This is a genomic window from Streptococcus mitis (genome assembly GCF_965111725.1).
In the GTDB taxonomy this organism is placed as follows: domain Bacteria; phylum Bacillota; class Bacilli; order Lactobacillales; family Streptococcaceae; genus Streptococcus; species Streptococcus mitis_DV.
The window spans coordinates 472,690-496,606 of sequence record NZ_OZ217341.1 but is presented as its reverse complement, the minus strand read 5'-3'; the positions used below and the strand labels follow the sequence as shown (position 1 = coordinate 496,606).

Sequence of the window (23,917 nt, the reverse complement as noted above, 5' to 3'; positions counted from 1 at the left end):
TTTAAAATCAAAAAGGATAACATCTCATCGCAGAGAGGCTATCCTTTTTTCTTTGATCTCATTTTCCGTCTAACTTTATTTAAAAACAAATCCTTTTAAATCTGATTTAAAGGTCTTGTTTAATTTCTCTATTGTGACACTATCATTATATTCCTTACATATTCTCATAGCTTTGGAACATTCTTTTTTACCTAACTCTACTTGATTCGTTTTTATGAGATAAATACCTTTTAAAAAAAGCAAATAATTCTTTTCAAAATAATATCCTTGTCTGGTCAGTAAATTTTCTAAATCATCTATAAAAAATTGAGCGCTATCTAACAAATTATTTTTTAATAATAATTCTAAATTAAATAAATATAAAGGAATTACTCTATGTGTTCCCATATCTGTTTTTAAAAAATGTCGTGTTTTCTTGATTACCGCTCTATATAGTAAGCTTATGGTTTTAGTGTTCATAAAAAACACCGAATTATAGAAAATTTTCAGTTCATACTCCATCCAATTATCTACAGAAAGCAAGTACTTTATTAACTCATTGCATTTAGATGCATTGTAAGGAAGGTTTGCAAGGCGATTAATCTGTTGTTCAGCAATCAACTTTATGTGACAATTGCATAGAGTTTTTTCCTGCTTTTGTTTTAGCTCTATTTTCTTTATTAGTTCTTGTAACAAAATGATATCTGAAGAGTTTACAGCATGTTCTAATTCTTCAAAAAAGCATTCTTTTTTGGAATAATAGCAATGAACTAATTCTTCAAATTCCGAAAATGATATCCCCAGGCGATTTAACAACATGTAAAAATGATCAATAGATAATTTTGTAATCCCATTTTCGAAACGAGAAATAGTTGACTCACTAATCTTATCACAAGCCAAATCTTTAAGACGAAAATTTTTTGAAATACGGATATCCTTTAAAACTGCTCCAAAATTTTCCATAGTATTCCTCTTCCATTTCTGCAAAAAATTAAACCTGTTTTTTTTATTTGTGATATGATTATGATTATACAAAAATAAAACAGAAAGGACAATATGATTATGAAAAAAATTTTATTGTCATCAGTTGCTTTACTGAGCCTAGTGACAACACTACCAGTAAATAGTCCAGTTTCTGCTCAAGAATCTATCTCTCCCAAGGCTTATAGTCACTCTAATGGCAGTTGGATTCAATCGAATGGTCGTTGGTGGTATAAACATTCTGACGGTTCTTACACTAAAAACGGGTGGGAAAAGATCAGTGAAACCTGGTACTATTTTGATAGTGAAGGTTGGATGAAAACAGGTTGGTTTAATGAATATGGAAATTGGTATTATCTAGATACTAGTGGTGCTATGAAAACGGGATGGTGTTGGGTTTCTGGTAGCTGGTATTATTTAAATACTAGCGGTGTCATGCAAACTGGCCTACAGACTATCGAAGGAAAACAATATTATTTAGCTGATAGCGGTGCTATGCAGACAGGTTGGCACAATATTGGAGATGATACTTATTTCTTTGCTAGTAGTGGGGCAAGACAAACGATTAATCGCCGTGCTTTAGTTCTTGGTGAAACATCAACGAGAGCAGTACCTATCGAAGACGTTAATGCTATGGAAAAGGTTTTTAGTAACCAAAACTTTAGTAAAGTTGTTCGTTTCCCAGATAAAACTAAGTCCGAGATTATTGCAAAAATGCAAGAACTTTTCAAATCTTCTAGCGAAAGCGATGTGAACTATCTTTACCTTACTTGTCATGGAAGAGAAGATGGGACGATAGCCATTGGTAGCGATAAAACATCCTTTTCAGGTTGGGAATTGGCATCTATACTGAAACAATACAAAGGTAAGTTTGTGGTTATGCTGGATTGTTGCTATTCAGGAACAATTATAGATGTAGGTAAGCCAAACAAAAAGGTTGCCTCCAAGTCTGAAGAAAAATTTGATGAACAAGCATTTTTGGCAGGATTTTCAACAGGAGATGTAGCAAGCAAGAATGGTGAAATGCTTAATTCTAAGTTCCTCGTACTATGTGCCTCTTGTAAGGATGAAGAGTCGTATAGTGCAGTCGGAGTAGGTAGTCTTGCCACTAGATACTGGGCAATGGGTACAGGTTGGGATCCGCTTCAAAATAGAATGATTTCGCCTATGGCAGACACCAACGCTAACGGAAAAATCACTTTAGAGGAACTGTATCAATACTCTTATCCTCTAGTTCTTGAAGATGCATCAAAAATTCGCGAAGAGCAACATGTATCAGTTTATCCTAAAAACAGCCAATTTGTTTTATTCCAAAAATAAGGGGTTAAGAAAATGAAAGTATCAAAAAAAATCACATTATTTAGTTTATCTCTAGCAGGTTTAGCTTTACTAGCTTTCCCTCATTCGGGAAAGGCCTTTGAGCTTAAAGAAGTTTGGCGTGTTAAAGGAGGAGTTGTATATCAAGATGACAAAATTCTTCGATTTAACAATGGTCATAGCATAGATATCAAAGTCTTGGATTTACCAAAAACTGAGAAAATTGAGTGGAGGGTCAGTCTCAATGGTCAAGATCAAACTGTCAATTTCCTAAGTCAAGAAGTGGATAGATCCAATATCGGAGAAGAAGGACATTACCTGAATTTCTATGTTCCTTATGGCTATAGAGGAGATATCAAGGTCGAGGCCAAGAGCGGAAATGAAGTAAAAACCTGGTCCACTAAAGTGGTAGATGATGTATATAATGGTGGAAAGAGTGGCTACTATCGTATTAAAGAATCAAATGATCAATACACCTACCTTGATACTAAATGGGACTATCAAACTAAGACCTACACTGCTACCTTACCAGAGACTATCAATGGTCAAAAAGTCTTTGCTTGGGCAGAGGAGTATGATAATATTAAACTTGTAAAACCAGGGACTATCAGTCATTTCTACAAAGGGGGGGGAGTCTTCAGAGAACTTTATCCGATTGTAAAAGCAGAAAGCTGGCTAAATCTAAAAAATAGTGACGGTGAAACCTGGTACTATCAAAAACAAGGACAATTAGTTCAAAATGCTTGGGTTAAGGACAAGGGAACTTGGTACTTTATGAATGATAAAGGGGTCATGTTCAATCAAACTTGGCTCTATCAAGGTGGCAACTGGTATGCCTTTAAATCATCAGGAGCTATGATTGCTAGTGATTGGCTATATGATAATCACTCTTGGTATTACCTAAAAGACTCAGGTTCTATGGCGACAGGTTGGATCAAAGATAGTGGATCTTGGTATTATCTAAACAACTCAGGTTCTATGGCAACAGGCTGGGTGAAAGATAGCGGCTCTTGGTATTACCTTGCTTCATCAGGTAAGATGCTTCACAATACCTACACACCAGATGGCTACTATGTAGATGCCAGTGGCGCTTGGAAATAATCTAAAGTACACATTTTTTTCCATCAACTATTAGTGTACATGCTCAAACTAAATGTTATCAGAGCTACAAAAAATCTAGATAATAATACAAAAAGCGAATCGAAACAATGAATTCTGTTTTGTTCGCTTTTTGTATTCTATTCGAGAAATTATGGAAAAGAACCTCTCCTACTTATTAGACTTTTATTCAGTCAAAAACATAAGAAAGGCACAGAGATGCAAGACAATTATACTACAAAAGGCAAGCACTTTAAAACTGTTCCAAAATTTTCCATAGTATTCCTCTTCCATTTCTGCAAAAAATAAAACCTGTTTTTTTATTTGTGATATGATTATGATTATACAAAAATAAAACAGAAAGGACAATATGATTATGAAAAAAATTTTATTGTCATCAGTTGCTTTACTGAGCCTAGTGACATCACTATCAGTAAATAGTCCAGTTTCTGCACAAGAATCTATTTCTCCCAAGTCTTATAGTCACTCTAATGGCAGTTGGATTCAATCGAATGGTCGTTGGTGGTATAAACATTCTGACGGTTCTTACACTAAAAACGGGTGGGAAAAGATCAATGAAACCTGGTACTATTTTGATAGTGAAGGTTGGATGAAAACAGGTTGGTTCAATGAGTATGGAAATTGGTATTATCTAGATGATAGTGGTGCTATGAAAACAGGCTGGGGTTTGATTTCTGGTAGTTGGTACTATTTAAATACTAGCGGTGTCATGCAAACTGGCCTACAGACTATCGAAGGAAAACAATATTATTTAGCTGACAGCGGTGCTATGCAGACAGGTTGGCACAATATTGGAGATGATACTTATTTCTTTGCTAGTAGTGGGGCAAGACAAACGATTAATCGCCGTGCTTTAGTTCTTGGTGAAACATCAACGAGAGCAGTACCTATCGAAGACGTTAATGCTATGGAAAAGGTATTTAGTAACCAAAACTTTAGCGAAGTTGTTCGTTTCCCAGATAAAACCAAGTCCGAGATTATTGCAAAAATGGAAGAACTTTTCAAATCTTCTAGCGAAAGCGATGTGAACTATCTTTACCTTACTTGTCATGGAGGAAGAGACGGAAGAATCTATCTTGGTAGCGATGGTCTAACATTTTCAGGTTGGGAATTGGCATCTATACTGAAACAATATAAGGGTAAGTTTGTGGTTATGCTGGATTGTTGTCACGCTGGGACAATTATTTCTAAAGATAATACAGGTGAAGCCAATGAAGAAGCCTCTACGAAATATTTTGATTTAGATGAATTTGTATCAGGTTTTTCTAATATGAATGGTGGCGAAAAAGCAGGTGAGATGATTGACTCTAAATTTTTAGTACTCTGCTCATCAAGTTCGTCAGAATACTCTAGCGGCGGAGCTTTAAGTTTGGCAACTAAATATTGGTCTTTAGGTTCAGGATGGAACCCTGTACAGCAATCTCAAGGTTCTTTAATTGCTGATCAAAATTATAACAATAGAATCACGTTAAACGAATTGTATTCTTACTCACGTGAACAAGTCTTAAAACAAAATCATAAACAACATATTGAAGTTTATCCAAAAAACAGTCAATTTGTTTTATTCCAAAAATAAGGAGTTAAGAAAATGAAAGTATCAAAAAAAATCACATTATTTAGTTTGTCTCTAGCAGGTTTAGCTTTACTTGCTTTCCCTCATTCGGGAAAGGCCTTCGATCTTGAAGAAGAGTGGGTTATTAAGGGTGGCGTTAAGTATCAAGATGGCAAAATTCTTCGATTTAACAATGGCCATGAAGTGGATATCAAAGTCTTGGATTTACCAAAAACTGAGAAAATCGAGTGGACGGTCAGTCTCAATGGTCAAGATCAGACTGTCAATTTCCTAGGTCAAGAAAAGGACAAGTCTATGGTCGGTACAGAGGGACGGTACCTGAATTTCTATGTACCTTATGGCTATAGAGGAGATATCAAGGTAGAAGCCAAGAGCGGAAATGAAGTAAAAACCTGGTCCACTAAAGTGGTAGATGACGTATATAATGGTGGAAAGAGTGGCTACTACCAGATTAAAGAATCAAATGATCAATACACCTACCTTGATACTAAATGGGACTATCAAACCAAGACCTACACTGCTACCTTACCAGAGACTCTCAATGGTCAAAAAGTCTATGCTTGGGCAGAGGAGTATGGTAATATTAAACTTGTAAAACCAGGGACTATCAGTCATAAATATGATGATGGAGGAGTCTTCAGAGAACTTTATCCAATTATAAAATCAGAAAGCTGGCTAAATCTAAAAAATAATCAAGGTGAAAAGTGGTACTATCAAAAACAAGGTCAACTAGTGCAGAACGATTGGGTTAAGGACAAGGGAACTTGGTACTTTATGAATGATAAAGGGGTCATGTTCAATCAAACTTGGCTCTATCAGGGTGGCAACTGGTATGCCTTTAAATCATCAGGAGCTATGATTTCTAGTGACTGGCTATATGATAATCACTCTTGGTATTACCTAAGAGACTCAGGTTCTATGGCGACAGGTTGGATCAAAGATAGTGGATCTTGGTATTATCTAAACAACTCAGGTTCTATGGCAACAGGCTGGGTAAAAGATAGTGGATCTTGGTACTACCTCGCTTCATCAGGTAAGATGCTTCACAATACCTACACACCAGATGGTTACTATGTAGATTCCAGTGGCGCTTGGAAATAATCTAATGTACACATTTTATTCCATCAGCTATTAGTGTACATGCCCAGACTAAATGTTATCAGAGCTACAAAAAAACTAGATAATAATACAAAAAGCGAATCGAAACAACGAATTCTGTTTTGTTCGCTTTTTGTTTTAATCTGTGTCAGTACGATATTTTCATTTAATTGTATATCCCCAAAAATTACATTTTTATATGAAGTATTTGAGATAAAGGAGTATAATAACTTTAAAACTGATTACATGTATATCGATAAGGAGGGCAACTCTTTATGCTGAGAAGATTTGTTACTAAGAAACACCTCGTACTTTACTTCTTTTCTATTGCCATTACTTGGCTGGAAGCAATTATCACGCCAGCCCTTGTTCAGAATATTGTTGCCAGTTTTACCAATCAAGAACTAGGCCTTCTTTGGAAAGTATTGATTCTAGGAATCCTTGGAAACCTCATCCTCTTACTAGGCTTGGCTGGGAAACGCTATTACTACGCTCGTTTGATTACTGACTTCAAATATGGAATCAAGAGTGCTATTTTCAAGCGATTTTTAAATAGTTATGAGATTGATGAAAAGGATATTTTGTCTGACCTAGAAAACGACGTCAAGCAACTAGAAGAAAGCTATATTGAGCCAACGGTCATCATCATTTCTTCTCTTGGCTTCACAACTGTGTCCATTCTCTATGCCCTGTGGACCAATTTTCACCTGGGCTTGATTTTCATCCTCTTCTACTCCTTTCCTGTACTCTGCAGTGCTATCGGATCCAAGCGTTTGGATTCACTTTCTGAAAAGCGGTCCACTGTTAACCAGAGCTACTTAGCAAGCTTGACAAATTTTATTGGTGGTAGCCAACAAATTCGCCATTATCAGGGGCAAGACTACTTTTTTGCTCACTATCAAAAGCAATTACAAACCAGTCTGGATGTCGAAATCAACTATGAAAAGCAACGAACTTTAAACAGTCTCTTGATCAATAGCATCGATGCCTTTTGCTCCGTCACACCTATTGTCATCGGTGGCTTTATGACCTACTATAATTATTTAGATGCGGCTAGTTTTGTGGCCATCTATCTGGTTTCCCATAATATCGGCTATCAATTCCAAGAGTTGGCTTACTTTACCAACACCCGAAAAGCGAATCGAACTCTTCTCAACAAATACCAAAAACTTTTGAACCAGTCTGATCCCATCTCGCCTAGAAGCATAGAAAATATTTTCCCTATCCAACTTGACACCATCTCCCTTGAAAAAGAGGGGAATAGCCTCTTGTCTCCGATTTCCATACACATCAAGCAAGGAGAAAAAATTGCCATTATCGGGGAAAGTGGCTCTGGTAAAACAACCCTGCTCAATATCATTCATGGAGAAGAGACACCAACAAGTGGTCAGATTAGCTTTGCTGGTCAGAACCTGTCACGTCAAGAAATCACAAGTATTAGTTCCTATATTCTCCAAGATAGCCATTGCTTTGACACGCTATCTCTGGAAGACAATATCCTTCTAGGACTGGATAAAAATCCAGAGACTTTAAATCTTATCCTCAAAAAAAACGGGATTAGATCATTTGAAAAATCGAACCCTCAGCAATGACAGTCTGTCTGGTGGCGAGAAACAACGCCTAGAAATCGCTCGTGCCCTCTACCATGATAGCCAACTCATCTTAGCCGATGAGATTAAGGCCAATCTTGACTCGGAAAATAGCAGAAAAATTAGCGACTTGCTCTTCTCCCTACCACAGACAGTCATTGAAGTCATTCACCACTACACAGAAGAAGACTTAAAACACTATAATCAAGTCATTCACTTAAGCAAAAAAAAGTAATATTCTTCGAAAATCGCTTCAAACTATGTCAGTTTGACCTACAAACCCAATACTTTGCTTTGAGCAACATGCAGCTGACTTCCTAGTTTGTTCTTTAATTTTCATTATCTCTTGGTGCATTTCCTTGAAATTTTCTGAAAAAAGAGTAAACTGGTATGCAAGAAGTCTATTTCGTGGAGTATAGGATGAAATTATATGTTCAATTAATGATTCTCTTTGTGATTTCTCTAATCGGAGAGGGGATTTCCAGTTTCTTTCATTTGCCCATCCCAGGCAGTATTATCGGTTTGATTATTCTCTTTCTAGCCCTACAATTCAAGTGGCTGAGAACTAGGCATGTCAATATGGTGGGGAATTTCTTGCTAGCCAATATGACCATTCTCTTTTTGCCGCCAGCAGTGGGAATCATGGAGAAGTTTGATGTGATTGCTCCCTATCTCTTGCCTATTGTTTTGATTGTCTTTTTTGCAGCAGTCATCAATATTATCCTCATAGCCTTGGTAGTTCAGTTCATCAAGAGACGGTTTGAGGGAGATTATGAGAAAGGAGATGCCAAATGAGTGAATTTGTTTCCAATCCCCTGTTTGGGCTTGCCCTGTCTATCTTAGCTTATCTAGTGGGAATGCTGATTTACAGACGTTTTCCTCATCCATTGACAACGCCCTTGCTTTTATCAGCTGTTTTCATTATTATCTTTCTGAAAGTGACGGGTATTTCTTACCAAGATTACTACCAAGGTGGGGTTTATCTGAACAACTTGATTGTCCCATCGACTGTTGCTCTAGGTATTCCGCTTTATAAGAGTTTTCACTTGATGAAGCATCATGCTCGGAGTATTCTTTTTGGAAGTCTATTAGCGGTAGTTGTCAATACCTCTTTCACAGCTCTTGTGGCTAAGATTTTTGGCATGGACTTTTTCTTAGCCATTTCTCTTTTTCCCAAGTCAGTAACAACCGCCATGGCAGTAGGAATAACAGAAAAATTGCAAGGTCTGACTACTGTGACCTTGGTGGTTGTAGTGGCGACTGGGATTTTAACCAGTGTAATCGGCCCAACCCTTTTGAAGTGGTTGAAAATAGATGATCCAGTAGCTGTTGGTCTTTCCCTTGGAGGAACAGGCCATGCAGTCGGAACAGGGACAGCCTTCCGATACGGATCTGTAGCAGGAGCTATGGGTGGTTTGGCTATCGGTGTCACTGGTATTCTCTATGTCTTTGTCAGCCCTATCGTAGCCAGTTTGATATTGAGTTAATACTCTTCGAAAATCTCTTCAAACCGCGTCAACGTCGCCTTGCCGTAGGTATAGGTAACTGACTTCGTCAGTCTTATCCACAACCTCAAAACAGTGTTTTGAGCAACCTGCGACTAGTTTCCTAGTTTGCTCTTTAATTTTCATTGAGTATAAAAAGCAAGGAATTCGAGCAATCTCATTATGGTAGTGACATGGGGGCTAACTTCTCATATTTATACATTTCTCCAATCAGTTAGTTGATTACAATCGAGATTTTCTATACTCTCCTTATAAGATTTTCGCATAAGATGAGACAGCACACGCTGAAGACATCTATGTTATTTAGATTTAATGCAATCTTTTAAAAGAGTTTTGATAATCTATATTTCTTATTTAGTTTAGTTGATTTCATATCACTATACTATAATGCTTATCCAAATGATTACACTATCAAAACACCCTATTATTAGATGCTTACGAAACAGATTTTTATACTCTTCAAACCACGTCAGCTTGTCCTTAGTGTGTATATGTTACTGACTTGGTCAGTTCCTAAACCTCAAAACATAGTTTCGAAGATCCTTCCGCTAACTTCCCAGTCTGATTTTCATTGAATATTAACGATACTTTATCACATAAAGAGGCTGGATGAAAAGTCTTCACAATCAAAAAACGCATACTACCAAGTCTTGAAAAATCCTGGTAGTATGCATTTTTTGTGGGCTGACTTATTTCCTTTCACTATATCGCAAAATAAAATAAGAACGGAACGATGGGATTTTGGAATTCAAATCAATTTATAAGAATGTTTTAGAAGCAATATTATCCTATTCCAGATTCAGTTCACTATACAATTGAGTTTTCAAGCAACCTGTTTACATAATGTGTGAATAATTAGGTTCGTGATTTCACTCTTTTCATTTCTAAAAAACCTCGCTTTCGCGAGGCTCTTCTATTTATAAGCTAAGGCACGTTTAAAGGTTTTCCAGATTCCTAAATCATCTGTTTGAAGGACTAGACTAGCATACATGCGTCCGATAAATCCGGTTGCTACCACCGCAAAAATCACTGTAATAGCAAGTGAAATCCATGCTTCTGCTCCCCCCGCATAGCCATTAATGGTTCTAAATGGCATGAAGAAGGTCGAAATAAAGGGAATATAAGAACCAATCTTCAAGATGAGATTGTCACCAGCTGCACCTAGAGCTGTCACTCCAAAAAAACCACCCATAATCAAAATCATCAAAGGCGACAAGGCTTTTCCTGCGTCCTCCGGACGAGAAACCATAGAACCTAGAAAGGCCGCCAAGACGACGTACATAAAGAGACTAACCAAAATAAAGAGCAAGGTATTTAGAGAGAAGGCATCTCCCAAGTGATCTAAAACACCAGACTGAGCCAAGAATGGCAAATCTTTAAAGAACAGAATGGCTGCCAGACCACCTACAACATAAATCCCAATATGCGTTAAAATCACTAGAAATAGAGCCATCATCCGCGCATAGAAATAGTGACTTGCCCTTATGCTAGAAAAAACGACTTCCATAATTTTGGTGCCTTTTTCACTGGCAACTTCCTGAGCTGTTACACCCGCATAGGTAATCAGAATCATATAAAGAAAGAATCCTAAGGCGCCTGCTGCAATTGTTTGAATAAACTTTTTATTTTCCTTGGCTTCATCAATCTTTTCTGTGAATTGAACTGTCTGCGCTAAGCGTTTTTCCTGCTCTTGAGATAAGGAGGCCGTTGAACGATTAAGCTGATTTTGCAGTTCATTGAGTGTACCTGTAACCTCAAATTTAATTCCATTTTCAAGCGATGTTTCGCCATGATAAACTGCCTTTAGAACACTATCTTCTTGATCAATGGTCAAATAGCCTTTTAATTTTTCATCTTTAATCGCTTCTTTGGCACTTGCTTCATCCTGATAATCAAAATTGAGACCATTGGTAGATTTAAGACTGTCTGTCACAGCTGGAACAGTGCTAACTACTGCTATCTTGCCACTCTGAGCCATAGAAGAGCCTTGGAGATAGCCAATTCCTCCAGAGAGACCGATAAACAAGAATGGTGAAATCACCATAAAGAAGAAACTCCACGATTTGACATGTCGAAGATAGGTTTCCTTGATTACAACCCACATATTTCTCATACTTCCACCCCTGATTCTAGTTTAAAGATTTCATCGATTGTTGGCGCTTGCTGGTCAAAGGTTGCGATATATTGCCCCTGAGTCAAGATTGGGAAGAGTTCCCTTCCAGCGCTCTCATCCTCCAAAATCAATTTCCAACTGCCTTGTTTGGTCAAACTCACCTGCTTGACATGAGGAAGATTTTCCAATTCTTCCTTGCTTCGTTCACTTGAAACAAAGAGACGCGTTTTCCCGTATTGATTGCGAACATCCTGAACTGGTCCATGCAAGACCACACGGCCATCTCGGATCATGAGAATATCGTCACAAAGCTCCTCGACGTTGGTCATAACATGGTCAGAAAAGATAATGGTTGCCCCACGTTCTTTTTCCTGAAAGATGACTTGCTTGAGCAATTCAGTATTGACTGGATCCAAGCCACTGAAAGGCTCATCCAAGATAATCAAGTCTGGCTCATGAATCAGAGTAATAATAAGCTGGATCTTCTGCTGATTTCCTTTTGACAGGCTCTTGATTTTATCTGTCAGCTTTCCTTTCACTTCCAACTTCTTCATCCATTGAGGGAGTTTTTCCTTAATTTCCTTGGCATCCATACCTTTTAGAGTCGCCAAGTAACGAACTTGTTCAAGGACTGTCAATTTAGGCATGAGACTGCGTTCTTCAGGCAGATAACCAATCCGAGCATAGGTCTCCTGACGAATATCCTGACCATCCAGACTGATTTCTCCTTGGTATTCTAAAAACTTCAAAATACTATGGAAAATCGTTGTTTTCCCAGCACCATTTTTTCCGACTAATCCCAAAATACGACCTGGTCGCGCTTGAAAGTCAATACCAAACAAAACTTGCTTGGGTCCAAAACTTTTCTCTAGACTTCTTACTTCTAGCATCTTTAACCTCCGAAATTTCTTTCACTCACTATACTCCTTTTTGATAGCCTTTACAATGACTTCTGTCCATTTTTAGAAGACTAATACTGTGTAAAATATGGCATGGAGCGTTTTTAGTGATAAATCCATTATACAGTAGCAAACTTAATTTATCCACTCTGCTCCTCAACTGTCAGTTTTTTATCCTGAATTGTTATTTGAGTAAGTTCTTTTTCCTCATAAAGTTTTCTTCCTCTAAAACTTCTGGAAAAAACGGACAATTTCTTGACAACATTTTTTATAAGAAACAAGTTCATCTGTCATTTCAAGAAGGAGTAATCCTTTATCTACTAATGGACGGAACGGAATTCAACCGCTTGTCTGATGTGTTTTCTAAGGAACATATCTACTATGCGATCTAATGAAAATCACAACAAGCTCATTCGTAAATGGTTACCTAAGCCTAAGGGAACTAAGAAAACGACTCCCAAAGAAATCGCATTCATCGAAAAATGCATTAACAACTATCCTAAAAAATTCTTGAACTACAAGTCGCTCAGAGAAGACTTCTTGATGGCTAACTTGAACTCGAAATTTAGCAATAATTCATTCACCGTCTAACTATATTTAGTAATTATTTCAGAACTGATTAATATTAACATTAACTAACGATTCAAAAGATTCATACTAGACATAAATTACGTCCATCAGAGAGACTCTTATTATTTTTAGATTTTAGTCTTTCTAGCTTCAGAACACATCTAAACTTTAGAGAAGATGACTATTCAAAAGCTCGAATGCCTCAAAATTATATCAGATAAGCTATTCGAAACGTAGAATACTTGTAAATTTATGGAATTACGATTATTCTAAACTTAGAATACATGTAAACTTTAGGAAGTATACCTATTTACTTTCTATTCCTCATCAAAAAGACTCATTCCCCCTTTCTCCTCCAAAATATGGTATAGTAGAGTTATACTATCTATGAGGAGTTTACATGTCACAGGATAAACAAATGAAAGCTGTTTCTCCCCTTTTACAGCAAGTTATCAACATCTCATCGATTGTCGGTGGTGTTGGGAGTTTGATTTTCTGTATTTGGGCTTATCAGGCTGGGATTTTACAATCCAAGGAAACCCTCTCTGCCTTTATCCAGCAGGCAGGCATCTGGGGGCCACCTCTCTTTATCTTTTTACAGATTTTACAAACGGTCGTCCCTATCATTCCTGGGGCCTTGACCTCGGTGGCTGGCGTCTTTATCTACGGCCACATCATCGGAACTATCTACAACTATATCGGCATTGTCATTGGCTGTGCCATTATCTTTTATCTGGTGCGCCTCTACGGAGCTGCCTTTGTCCAGTCTGTCGTCAACAAGCGCACCTATGACAAGTATATCGGCTGGTTGGATAAGGGCAATCGTTTTGACCGTTTCTTTATCTTTATGATGATTTGGCCCATTAGTCCAGCTGACTTTCTCTGTATGCTGGCTGCCCTGACCAAGATGAGTTTCAAGCGCTATATGACCATCATCATTCTGACCAAACCCTTTACCCTCGTGGTTTATACCTACGGTCTGACTTATATTATCGACTTCTTCTGGCAAATGCTTTGACACATAAAAAATCCGTTTGGTTTCCCAAGCGGATCTTGTGCTTTATTTTGAAACTTCTTTTGCAAGGACAAAGTTTCCAAGAGTAGCAGAACCATTTCCTGCGACTGCTGGAGTGACGATGTAGTCACGCACATCTGGTACTGGTAGGTAACTATTAAGGAGAGCTGTAAATTTCTCACGGACACGGTCCAGCATGTGTTGTTGAGCCATGACCCCTCCACCAAAGACAATCACGTCTGGGCGGAAAGTCACTGTCGCATTAACCGCAGCTTGAGCGATATAGTAGGCTTGAACATCCCAAACAGGGTTGTTGAGTTCAATATTTTCCCCACGAACACCTGTACGAGCTTCCAGACTTGGACCAGCTGCATAGCCTTCCAGACATCCCTTATGGAAAGGACAAACACCCTTAAACTCTTTTTCAATATCCATTGGGTGTCTAGCCACATAGTAATGACCCATTTCAGGATGACCCACACCACCGATAAACTCACCACGTTGGATGACACCTGCACCGATACCTGTACCGATTGTGTAGTAAACCAAGTTTTCGATACGACCACCAGCATTGTTACGGGCAACCACTTCACCATAAGCAGAGCTGTTTACGTCTGTTGTGAAGTACATTGGCACGTTGAGGGCGCGACGAAGGGCACCAAGCAAGTCCACATTTGCCCAGTTCGGTTTTGGAGTTGTTGTGATAAAGCCATAGGTTTTTGAGTTTTTATCAATATCAATCGGACCAAATGAACCAACTGCAAGACCAGCAAGATTATCGAATTTTGAGAAGAACTCGATGGTTTTATCGATTGTTTCGATTGGAGTTGTTGTTGGAAATTGTGTTTTTTCTACAACGTTAAAGTTTTCATCACCGACAGCACAGACAAACTTTGTACCGCCCGCTTCCAAGCTTCCATATAATTTTGTCATGATAAACCTCTTGTTTTTATTTTCTTTATTATAGCATATTTCGAAAGTCTAAATTTCTCTATTTTTTAGATTTTCCTCTGTAAATCTTACCATTCAAGCAAAAACGAACAAACATGTCATTTGTTCGTTTTCACATTAGAGAGGATTGATTAAATTTTCACTTCAATAACGGCATCCCCCTTCGCAACTGAACCTGTTGCGACTGGAGCTACTGAAGCGTAGTCAGCTGTATTTGTAACGATAACCATTGTTGTATCATCAAGTCCAGCTGCAGCGATTTTGTTTGAGTCAAATGTTCCAAGAACATCGCCCGCTTTAACCTTGTCACCTTGAGCAACTTTTGCTTCAAAACCTTCACCATTCATAGATACAGTGTCAATACCAACGTGGATCAAGACTTCAGCACCATTTCTTGTTTTCAAACCAAAAGCGTGCCCTGTTGGAAATGCGATTGAAACTTCAGCATCAGCTGGTGCATAAACCACACCTTGACTTGGTTTCACAGCGATACCTTGTCCCATAGCTCCACTTGAGAAGACTGGGTCATTGACATCAGCAAGAGCGACAACATCACCGACGATAGGAGTTACAAGTGTTTCATTTTGAAGAGCTGCTGGAATGTTGCCAGTTGTTTCTTCTTGGACCAAACGTTCTGTCGCCGCTTCAGTAGCAACTTCTTTTTCATCCTCATAACCAAACATGTAAGTAAGAGCAAAACCAAGTGCAAATGATACAGCTACCATAAGAAGGTATTGGGCAAGTTGTCCGTTACCAACATAAAGCATTGTACCAGGGATGATGGTGATACCACTACCATTACCAGCAAGTCCAAGGATAGAAGCCAATCCACCACCGATTGCACCAGCAATCAATGAGAGGAAGAATGGTTTACGGAAGCGCAAGTTCACCCCGAAGATAGCAGGCTCTGTAATACCGAGGAAGGCAGAAAGAGCAGCTGGGAAAGCAAGTGTTTTAAGTTTTGGATTTTTCGTTTTAACACCAACCGCAACAGTCGCAGCACCTTGCGCTGTCATAGCAGCTGTGATGATCGCGTTGAATGGGTTAGCATGGTCAGCAGCAAGCAATTGCACTTCAAGCAAGTTGAAGATGTGGTGCACACCTGACACGACGATTAATTGGTGAACCCCACCAATCAAGAAACCACCAAGACCAAGTGGCAAGCCAAGAATTGCTTTTGTACCAATAAGGATATAGTTTTCAACAATGTGGAAGACTGGTCCGATGACAAAGAGTCCAAGGATAGACATGACCAAAAGTGTCACGAATGGCGTTACCAAGAGGTCAATGACATCTGGAACAACCTTGCGGACAGCTTTTTCAAATTTAGCTCCGACAACCCCGATGATGAAGGCTGGAAGAACGGAACCTTGCAAACCAACAACAGGGATGAAACCAAAGAAGTTCATAGCTGTTACTTCACCACCTGAAGCAACCGCCCAAGCGTTTGGAAGTGAGCCAGAAACAAGCATCATACCAAGAACGATACCAACGGCAGGATTTCCACCGAATACACGGAAGGTTGACCACACAACCAAACCTGGCAAGATGATGAAGGCTGTATCTGTCAAGATTTGTGTGTAAATTGCAAAGTCACCTGGAAGTGGCATTTCAAGAGCGTTGAAAAGGCCACGCACACCCATGAAGAGACCTGTCGCTACAATAACTGGGATGATTGGAACGAAAACGTCACCGAAAGTACGGATAGCACGTTGGAACCAGTTCCCTTGTTTCGCAGCTTCTGCTTTCATGTCATCTTTAGATGATGTTGGCAAACCAAGTGCAACAACTTCATCGTACATTTTGTTTACTGTACCAGTACCAAAGATGATTTGGTATTGACCTGAGTTAAAGAAAGCACCTTGAACTTTTTCCAAGTTCTCAATCACTTCTTTATTGATTTTTCCTTCATCTTTGACCATGACACGAAGACGAGTCGCACAGTGGGCAACACTGTTGACATTTTCACGTCCGCCCAAGGCATCGATGACTTTTTTTGCAATTTCCTGATTGTTCATTTGCAAAAATCTCCTTATATAAAATTTTGTTCTTGTTTGAAAGCGATTTTATTCGCCCTACGACTTTTATTTTATCATGTTTCAAAAATATGTCAAGCGTTTTGCAGAAAAAATATTTGTTTCTTAGAGTAAGGTCTTTTGTTTTGATAGATTGTGAGAGTTTTATGAAAGTATTCTTTAAAAAAAAATAGTTTAAAATCTGAGTTAAAAAGGATTTTGTTTCACTTTCTTTCAATTTTCTGTAGATAGATGATTGATTTCCTGCTTTTATTTTATGATAAACGTTTGACAGTTTTTTCTCTTTTTTAACATAAAAGGCTTGCATTTTTTACCGAAAACGGTTACTATTAAAAGTGATAAGATTTTCGGAGGAATGAATGAATGGAATGGACAACTGAGCGTCGTTACAGACTTTATCAAGATTGGACGCAAGAAGAAATTCAACATATAAAAGAAAATATGGCACAATCTCCATGGCATACTCATTACCATGTTGAGCCAAAAACAGGACTTCTCAACGACCCGAATGGCTTTTCTTACTTTGATGGAAAGTGGATTGTTTTTTATCAGAACTTCCCTTTTGGTGCAGCCCACGGCTTAAAATCTTGGGTTCAGCTTGAAAGTGATGATTTGGTTCACTTTAGAGAAACTGGAGTCAAAGTCTTGCCTGATACTCCGTTAGATAGCCACGGTGCCTACTCTGGTTCTGCCATGCAGTTTGGCGATAACTTATTCCTATTTTATACAGGAAATGTTCGTGATGAAAACTGGATCCGTCACCCTTACCAAATTGGGGCTTTGATGGATAAAGATGGCAAGATTACCAAGATTGACAAGATTTTGATTGACCAGCCAGCAGACTCTACTGACCACTTCCGTGACCCACAAATTTTTTACTTTAAGGGTCAATATTATGCTATCGTCGGTGGTCAGGACTTGGAGAAAAAAGGATTCGTCCGTCTCTATAAGGCTGTAGACAACGACTACACAAACTGGCAAGAGGTTGGCGACCTTGACTTTGCTAACGACCGTACAGCCTACATGATGGAATGTCCAAATCTGGTCTTTGTCGGGGAGCAACCTGTCCTCCTCTACTGCCCACAAGGATTGGATAAGAAAGTTCTAGACTACGATAATATCTATCCAAATATGTTTAAGATTGGGGCTTCCTTTGACCCTGAAAATGCCAAAATGGTAGATGTGTCTCAACTTCAAAACATGGATTATGGTTTCGAAGCCTATGCAACTCAAGCCTTCAACGCTCCTGACGGACGTGCTCTAGCAGTTAGCTGGCTTGGTTTACCAGATGTTTCTTACCCATCTGACCGTTTTGACCACCAAGGAACCTTCTCTTTGGTCAAGGAACTCACTATCAAAGACGGTAAACTCTACCAATACCCAGTCGCAGCTATCAAGGACCTTCGTGCTTCTGAAGAGGTGTTCTCAAATCGTGCTCAAACCAAGAACACCTACGAACTCGAACTCAACTTGGAAGCCAATAGCCAGAGCGAGATTGTCTTACTTGCTGACAAAGAAGGCAAGGGGCTTTCAATCAACTTTGACCTTGTAAATGGTCAAGTGACAGTGGATCGTAGTCAAGCTGGTGAACAGTACGCCCAAGAATTTGGTACAACTCGTTCTTGTCCAATCGACAATCAGGCCACTACTGCCACAATTTTCATCGATAACTCTGTCTTTGAAATTTTCATCAACAAAGGAGAAAAAGTATTTTCTGGTCGTGTCTTCCCACATGCAGATCAAAATGGTATTCTCATCAAATCTGGAAACCCAACTGGAACTTACTATGAATTAGATTATGGTCGCAAAACTAACTGATGTCGCCAAACTTGCAGGCGTCAGCCCTACTACCGTTTCTCGGGTTATCAATAAAAAAGGTTATCTATCTGAGAAAACCATCCAAAAAGTCAATGAAGCTATGCGGGAATTGGGCTATAAACCCAACAACCTAGCTCGTAGCCTGCAGGGAAAATCAGCTAAGTTAATCGGTTTGATTTTCCCAAATATTTCCAATGTTTTCTATGCAGAATTGATTGATAAGTTGGAACACCAACTCTTCAAGAATGGTTACAAGGCCATCATCTGCAACAGCGAACACGATTCTGAGAAGGAACGCGAATACATCGAAATGTTGGAAGCCAATCAGGTGGACGGCATCATTTCTGGCAGTCACAACTTGGGAATCCAAGACTACAATCGTGTAACAGCGCCGATTATTTCCTTTGACCGCAATCTGTCTCCAGATATTCCTGTCGTCTCCTCTGACAACTATGCTGGTGGGGTACTTGCTGCCCAGACCTTGGTTAAGACAGGTGCCAAGTCTATCATTATGATTACAGGGAATGACAATTCCAATTCGCCGACTGGACTACGCCACGCTGGTTTTGCTTCTGTACTCCCAAAAGCTCCTATTATCAATGTTTCCAGTGACTTTTCTCCCGTCAGAAAAGAAATGGAAATCAAGAATATCTTGACTCGGCAAAAGCCAGATGCCATTTTTACTTCAGATGACTTAACAGCTATTCTGGTCATTAAAATCGCTCAAGAGCTGGGCATTTCTGTCCCTGAAGAGCTCAAGGTCATCGGCTATGATGGGACCTACTTTATCGAGAATTACTATCCTCAACTGGCTACTATTAAGCAACCCTTGGAAGAGATTGCCTGCCTCACTGTTGACCTCCTCTTGCAGAAGATAGAAGGCAAGGAAGTCGCAACAACTGGTTACTTTTTACCAGTTACATTATTACCAGGAAAAAGTATTTAATACTCAATGAAAATCAAAGAGCAAACTAGGAAGCTAGCCACAGTTTGCTAAAAGCACTGCTTTGAGGTTGTAGATAAGACTGACGAAGTCAGTTACATATATCTACGGCAAGGCGACGTTGACGCGGTTTGAAGAGATTTTCGAAGAGTATAAGCACAAGAAAACTCAGACCAATTCGTCTGAGTTTTTTTATGATCTTAAGTTTTCAAGATAACGCTGGGCTGTCTCTAGGTTAAAGGTTTTATCTGCGATAAGGCGCTCGACTAGGGGAGCTACCTCAGATTCACTAGCACCTGCGAGAAGTGCCAAGGATTTAGCCTGCAATTTCATGTGGCCTTGCTGGATGCCTGTACTCACCAAGGCTTTGAGGGCTGCAAAATTTTGGGCAAGACCGATAGACACGATAATCTTGGCTAATTCTTTAGCAGAAGGATTTCCCAGTAGTTCATGACTGAGGGCTACACGAGGGTTGAGACCGATAGAGCCACCCTTGGTCGCCACAGGCATGGGCAGAGTCATCTCACCGACCAATTCTTCTCTTTCAAGGTCCAGCGTCCATTGACTAAGACCTTGGTAATGTCCATCTCGACTGGCAAAGGCATGGGCCCCAGCTTCGATGGCACGCCAGTCATTACCAGTGGCAATTAAAATGGCATCAATACCATTAAAAATCCCTTTATTATGAGTAGTAGCTCGATACGGATCCGTCTGCGCAAACTGACTAGCCAAGGCTATCTTCTCTGCAATTTCTCGTCCTTGATCCTTTTGGCGACTCAAGTAGCGAAAGGCGATGCGACAGCTTGCTGTCACCAGAGAATCGGTCGCGTAGTTTGATAGAATCCCCATGAGACTCTGTCCCTGACTGAGTTCTTCTAAGACTGGTTTCAAGGCCTCCAGCATAGTGTTGAGCATATTGGCACCCATGGCTTCCTGGGTATCGACATGAAGATAAACAACGAGAAAGTCTGTTTCACCTTTAATTTGCTCGACATGCAGATCACGCGCTCCACCTCCACGTTTGACAATAGAAGGATAGGCTTGATTGGCAAGTTCCAAGAGCTCAGTCTTTTTGTTTGCAATCTTCTCTTGCGCTTGTGCAGGTTCAGCAACTTTATAAAGGGCTACCTGACCAATCATCTGGCGCTCATGTACTTGAGCAGTAAACCCGCCTGCACGCTTGATGATTTTACTGGCATAGCTGGCTGCAGCAACCACAGACGGTTCTTCTGTCACATAGGGAACTGTGTATTCCTGACCGTTAACGAGAACCTCTGGGACCAGCGAATAAGGCAGTGAAAAAGTTCCCACCACATTCTCACTTAGCTGGTCTGCCACAGTCACACTCATCTGTTCATCCTGCTCCAGACTCGCTTGTCTCTCAGGACTAAGGAGCACCTGAGCTTTTAACAGCTCGAGGCGCTCTTGGTATGATTTTTTAGAAAATCCATTCCAACTTATCTTCATTATTTTTCAACCTTGCTATAACGGCGTTGGTGGTCCACAATTTCAACCAAGGCAAAATCTTGATTTTCATAGCCAGCAAACTGGGCAGAATTTGTTTCATCTAAGTCTACTTCCTCAAAGAAAACTTTTTCATAGTCTGCAACAGACAGGGCAGTTCGTTGATTGAGCTTGTTCAAACGGTCCTTATCCAGATAGGCTTCATATCCTTCAACCAATTCACCACTGAAGAACTCAGCTACAGCCCCACTTCCGTAACTATAAAGAGCAATTTTATCCCCAGCCTTCAGGCTATCTGTATTTTCCAAGAGAGACAAAAGTCCAAGAAAGAGGGAACCTGTATAGATATTCCCTACCTTTTGACTGTAGAGAATAGACTGATCAAAATGCTTTTGCAAGAGGTCTTTTTTCTCTTGAGGCAAGTTCTTATCCATGATTTTTTTCAAGCCTTTTAGCGCTAATTTAGGATAAGGCAAGTGGAAGCAAACAGCTGCAAAATCATCCAAAGTAAGCTGGTAGCGTTTTTGGTATTCAAGCCAAGTCGTTTTCAAACTATCTAGGTATTGTTGGGTAGAATAGACACCATTTACATAAGGAGTTGTTGAGTAATTTGGACGCCAGAAATCCATGATATCACGAGTCTGAGCCACATTGTCATTATTAAAGGCCATCATGCGTGGATTTTGTGTAATCAGCATGGCCACACTTCCAGCACCCTGAGTGGGTTCTCCTGGAGTTTCAATACCATACTTGGCAATATCACTAGCGATGACCAAGACCTTGGACTCTGGAGAATTTTCCACATGCAATTTGGCATAATGAAGGGCAGCTGTCGCTCCATAGCAGGCTTCTTTAATCTCGAAACTACGAGCAAAGGGCTGGATGCCCAGCAAACCATGCACAAAGACGGCCGCAGCCTTACTCTGGTCAACTCCTGACTCAGTCGCCACAATGACCATATCGATTTCTTGTCTTTCTTGCTCAGTTAAAATAGAGTCACTAGCACTGGCCGCCAAGGTCACGATATCCTCAGTCAAGGGCGCAATACTCAATTCCTCGAGTAAGAGTCCTTTGCTTAATTTTTCAGGGTCAATTCCCCTCGCTTCTGCTAAGTCTTGTAATTTCAAGACATATTGACTGGTCGCAAAACCAATCTTATCAATACCGATTGTCATATTTACCTCTGTTTTATCATTCATGTAAAAAATCGTTCAGTACTATTTTATCACAAATGGTAGTAAAAGAGAGAAAAAAGACTTGATTCACCAAATCAAGCCTCTTATTGGTCATAATTTTAAAGAATGATTAGTTGCTAGAGAGTTCACCGATATAAGTAGCTTTATAAACCCCATTCTCAGTTATCAGTTCCTGGAGGATCAAATCTCCTGAGTAAGTCCTTCCCATCTCATCTACAAATTCTTGATAAAACTGACTGGTCGGAATTTCTCTGACATCCTTATCAAATGTCTTGTCAAGTGTTTTACTAACCCTTTCGGCAATCAACTGATGCTCTTGCCATCCACTTTGAAACTCTGAACCTGAACTAGACACCATGACTGGGATAACCAACAAAGTCAGTAGACTTACAGACGATAAGGAAAATAGTGATTTTTTCATGATTTTTCCTCCTTTCTATATAGAGAATAGCATAGATACAAAACCTTGGCAAAATATTTATCTTATCTTTCAGAAAATTCTTTTATTTCTGAAATTTCTACGATACTCGATGTGTTTTTATATAATGATACAGTCTGAGAATCACTGTTCCGCTAGCCATTCCAATGGAAATGACCAGGGCCAGCATGACAACCAAGGTCGCACTTGCCAGCGCTTTATTATAGTCCCCTGTCACAAAAAAGGCAGTTGTCCGATAGGAGAGATAACCCGGAACCAAGGGTGCCAAGATGGCCAAGATAAAGACCACAGCAGGAGTCTTATAAAGAATACTTAAAATCTGGCTGACACAAGAACCGATAATGGCTGCAATAAAAGTAGCCACAATAACATTGGTCGGTTCCTTGAGCAAGAGATAGATTAGCCAGACAGCCATGCCCAAAATCCCTCCAGGTAAGAGCATAGAGCGTTGCACATTGAGTACGATTAGAAAAGTGATAATAGCAAGAAGACTTGCTACTGCTTGTAATAAAAAGGTTGTTAGTGTCATATTAGTTCATCAATACCAAGGCGACAGAAGTTCCTGCCCCTAAAGCAAGGGTAATGAGTAGGGATTCAAACATCTTGCTCATACCAGAGTTTATGTGGTTAGTCATAATATCACGGACCGCATTGGTCAAGGCAATCCCTGGTACAAAAGGCATGACCGCACCAGCTATAATCAAATCTGCTGTTGAAGGAAAACCTGTGTAGCGAGCCCAAAACTGGGCAATCATCCCAAAGACAAAGGCTCCAGCAAAGGCTGTCACAAAGGGAATTCGGATAAACTTCTCCACATAGAGGGAAAAGGCAAAACCAAATAAGGTCGCCACTCCTGCCCCGATTGCATCGTAGATATTTCCACTAAACATAACCGAAAAGAAAGGAGCACTTAAGGTCGCAGCCAGAGTTACCTGCAACTTAGTATAGGGAAGGGGCTGGGCTTGCAAGGCCTTCAATTGCTTGAAGGCTGTCTCTAAATCAATCCGCCCCCCAACCAGCTGACGAGAAATCTGGTTGACATCGCAGACTTTTTCGATGTTATAAGAAGAGGAAGTCACGCGTTTCATTCGCGAAATATTGGTATTTTCAATAGAGAAAAAGATAGCGGCAGGCATGGCAAGAACATTGCAATCCACAATCCCCTGCGAATGCGCAATACGAATCATAGTATCTTCTACACGATGGATCTCTGAACCACTTTTGAGGAGAATGGTTCCTGCTAGCATAATCACATCGATAACGGCGTTTAATTCTCTTGATTCTTCCATGCTTGCCTCCTTTTATCAACTCC

At 39.7% G+C, this 23,917-nt stretch carries 20 protein-coding genes and 2 pseudogenes; 11 read left to right on the top strand and 11 right to left on the bottom strand.

Annotation, left to right across the window (positions count from 1 at the left end; translation table 11 throughout):
- Positions 1 to 75: 75 nt before the first annotated feature.
- Entirely contained in the window at positions 76 to 942 is an 867-nt protein-coding gene (locus ACLV7Q_RS02615) for a helix-turn-helix domain-containing protein (RefSeq protein WP_218757425.1), read from the bottom strand.
- Between the two features lie 99 nt (positions 943 to 1,041).
- Here ACLV7Q_RS02615 and ACLV7Q_RS02610 point away from each other — a divergent pair, with 99 nt between their 5' ends.
- The 7 genes and pseudogenes from ACLV7Q_RS02610 to ACLV7Q_RS02580 all read left to right on the top strand — a co-directional run bounded on the left by ACLV7Q_RS02610 (position 1,042) and on the right by ACLV7Q_RS02580 (position 9,143).
- A complete protein-coding gene (locus ACLV7Q_RS02610; RefSeq protein WP_218757424.1) occupies positions 1,042 to 2,280 on the top strand; it encodes a caspase family protein in 1,239 nt (412 codons plus the stop codon).
- A gap of 12 nt (positions 2,281 to 2,292) precedes the next feature.
- Positions 2,293 to 3,378 (top strand): N-acetylmuramoyl-L-alanine amidase family protein, encoded by a 1,086-nt coding sequence (locus ACLV7Q_RS02605; RefSeq protein ID WP_218757423.1) that lies wholly within the window; start codon positions 2,293 to 2,295, stop codon positions 3,376 to 3,378.
- Positions 3,379 to 3,751: 373 nt separating this feature from the next.
- Complete coding sequence (locus tag ACLV7Q_RS02600; protein ID WP_218757422.1) at positions 3,752 to 4,972, top strand: caspase family protein; 1,221 nt, start codon at positions 3,752 to 3,754, stop codon at positions 4,970 to 4,972.
- A 12-nt stretch (positions 4,973 to 4,984) separates the two neighbouring features.
- Complete coding sequence (locus ACLV7Q_RS02595; RefSeq protein ID WP_218757421.1) at positions 4,985 to 6,070, top strand: N-acetylmuramoyl-L-alanine amidase family protein; 1,086 nt, start codon at positions 4,985 to 4,987, stop codon at positions 6,068 to 6,070.
- Between the two features lie 272 nt (positions 6,071 to 6,342).
- Positions 6,343 to 7,891: pseudogene (locus ACLV7Q_RS02590) on the top strand (ATP-binding cassette domain-containing protein).
- A gap of 185 nt (positions 7,892 to 8,076) precedes the next feature.
- Positions 8,077 to 8,451: a CidA/LrgA family protein gene (locus ACLV7Q_RS02585; RefSeq protein WP_000781325.1), complete on the top strand. Its 375-nt coding sequence runs from the start codon at positions 8,077 to 8,079 to the stop codon at positions 8,449 to 8,451.
- Complete coding sequence (locus tag ACLV7Q_RS02580) at positions 8,448 to 9,143, top strand: LrgB family protein (protein ID WP_001288952.1); 696 nt, start codon at positions 8,448 to 8,450, stop codon at positions 9,141 to 9,143. The genes ACLV7Q_RS02585 and ACLV7Q_RS02580 overlap by 4 nt, the downstream gene beginning before the upstream one ends.
- An 18-nt stretch (positions 9,144 to 9,161) precedes the next feature.
- Here the strand turns inward: ACLV7Q_RS02580 and ACLV7Q_RS02575 are convergent, their stop codons facing one another.
- From ACLV7Q_RS02575 to ACLV7Q_RS02565, 3 genes are all read right to left on the bottom strand, one after another.
- Positions 9,162 to 9,287: a hypothetical protein gene (locus ACLV7Q_RS02575; RefSeq protein ID WP_411865981.1), complete on the bottom strand. Its 126-nt coding sequence runs from the start codon at positions 9,285 to 9,287 to the stop codon at positions 9,162 to 9,164.
- A gap of 787 nt (positions 9,288 to 10,074) precedes the next feature.
- Positions 10,075 to 11,274 carry an ABC transporter permease gene (locus ACLV7Q_RS02570; protein WP_218757420.1) on the bottom strand — a complete coding sequence of 400 codons (1,200 nt, stop codon included), beginning with the start codon at positions 11,272 to 11,274 and terminating at the stop codon, positions 10,075 to 10,077.
- Positions 11,271 to 12,164, bottom strand: coding sequence for an ABC transporter ATP-binding protein (locus ACLV7Q_RS02565; protein WP_218757419.1), 894 nt, complete (start codon positions 12,162 to 12,164; stop codon positions 11,271 to 11,273). Before ACLV7Q_RS02565 ends, ACLV7Q_RS02570 begins: the two co-directional genes overlap by 4 nt.
- A 335-nt stretch (positions 12,165 to 12,499) precedes the next feature.
- Here ACLV7Q_RS02565 and ACLV7Q_RS02560 point away from each other — a divergent pair.
- Positions 12,500 to 12,764: pseudogene (locus ACLV7Q_RS02560) on the top strand (IS30 family transposase); the annotation flags it as partial.
- 379 nt (positions 12,765 to 13,143) lie between these two features.
- Positions 13,144 to 13,761, top strand: coding sequence for a TVP38/TMEM64 family protein (locus ACLV7Q_RS02555; protein WP_218757418.1), 618 nt, complete (start codon positions 13,144 to 13,146; stop codon positions 13,759 to 13,761).
- Between the two features lie 42 nt (positions 13,762 to 13,803).
- Here ACLV7Q_RS02555 and scrK read toward each other — a convergent pair whose 3' ends face one another.
- Both scrK and ACLV7Q_RS02545 read right to left on the bottom strand, forming a co-directional pair.
- Entirely contained in the window at positions 13,804 to 14,691 is an 888-nt protein-coding gene (scrK, locus tag ACLV7Q_RS02550; protein WP_218757417.1) for a fructokinase ScrK, read from the bottom strand.
- A 149-nt stretch (positions 14,692 to 14,840) separates the two neighbouring features.
- Positions 14,841 to 16,727 carry a sucrose-specific PTS transporter subunit IIBC gene (locus ACLV7Q_RS02545; RefSeq protein ID WP_225904707.1) on the bottom strand — a complete coding sequence of 629 codons (1,887 nt, stop codon included), beginning with the start codon at positions 16,725 to 16,727 and terminating at the stop codon, positions 14,841 to 14,843.
- A gap of 381 nt (positions 16,728 to 17,108) precedes the next feature.
- On the opposite strand from ACLV7Q_RS02545, the gene ACLV7Q_RS02540 reads away from it, so the two are divergent.
- Both ACLV7Q_RS02540 and ACLV7Q_RS02535 read left to right on the top strand, forming a co-directional pair.
- Positions 17,109 to 18,563, top strand: coding sequence for a sucrose-6-phosphate hydrolase (locus ACLV7Q_RS02540; RefSeq protein ID WP_218757416.1), 1,455 nt, complete (start codon positions 17,109 to 17,111; stop codon positions 18,561 to 18,563).
- Complete coding sequence (locus ACLV7Q_RS02535) at positions 18,544 to 19,509, top strand: LacI family DNA-binding transcriptional regulator (protein WP_218757415.1); 966 nt, start codon at positions 18,544 to 18,546, stop codon at positions 19,507 to 19,509. Before ACLV7Q_RS02540 ends, ACLV7Q_RS02535 begins: the two co-directional genes overlap by 20 nt.
- A gap of 189 nt (positions 19,510 to 19,698) precedes the next feature.
- Here ACLV7Q_RS02535 and ACLV7Q_RS02530 read toward each other — a convergent pair whose 3' ends face one another.
- From ACLV7Q_RS02530 to ACLV7Q_RS02510, 5 genes are all read right to left on the bottom strand, one after another.
- Positions 19,699 to 20,973, bottom strand: a complete 1,275-nt coding sequence (locus ACLV7Q_RS02530; protein ID WP_218757414.1) for a hydroxymethylglutaryl-CoA reductase, degradative — start codon at positions 20,971 to 20,973, stop codon at positions 19,699 to 19,701.
- A complete protein-coding gene (locus ACLV7Q_RS02525) occupies positions 20,973 to 22,145 on the bottom strand; it encodes a hydroxymethylglutaryl-CoA synthase (RefSeq protein WP_218757444.1) in 1,173 nt (390 codons plus the stop codon). The genes ACLV7Q_RS02530 and ACLV7Q_RS02525 overlap by 1 nt, the downstream gene beginning before the upstream one ends.
- A 130-nt stretch (positions 22,146 to 22,275) precedes the next feature.
- Complete coding sequence (locus ACLV7Q_RS02520; protein WP_218757443.1) at positions 22,276 to 22,524, bottom strand: hypothetical protein; 249 nt, start codon at positions 22,522 to 22,524, stop codon at positions 22,276 to 22,278.
- A 160-nt stretch (positions 22,525 to 22,684) separates the two neighbouring features.
- The gene (locus tag ACLV7Q_RS02515; RefSeq protein ID WP_057487161.1) at positions 22,685 to 23,134 is read right to left on the bottom strand and encodes a threonine/serine exporter family protein; all 450 of its coding nucleotides are present in this window, start codon (positions 23,132 to 23,134) and stop codon (positions 22,685 to 22,687) included.
- Position 23,135: 1 nt separating this feature from the next.
- Positions 23,136 to 23,894 carry a threonine/serine exporter family protein gene (locus ACLV7Q_RS02510; protein WP_218757413.1) on the bottom strand — a complete coding sequence of 253 codons (759 nt, stop codon included), beginning with the start codon at positions 23,892 to 23,894 and terminating at the stop codon, positions 23,136 to 23,138.
- Positions 23,895 to 23,917 lie beyond the last annotated feature (23 nt).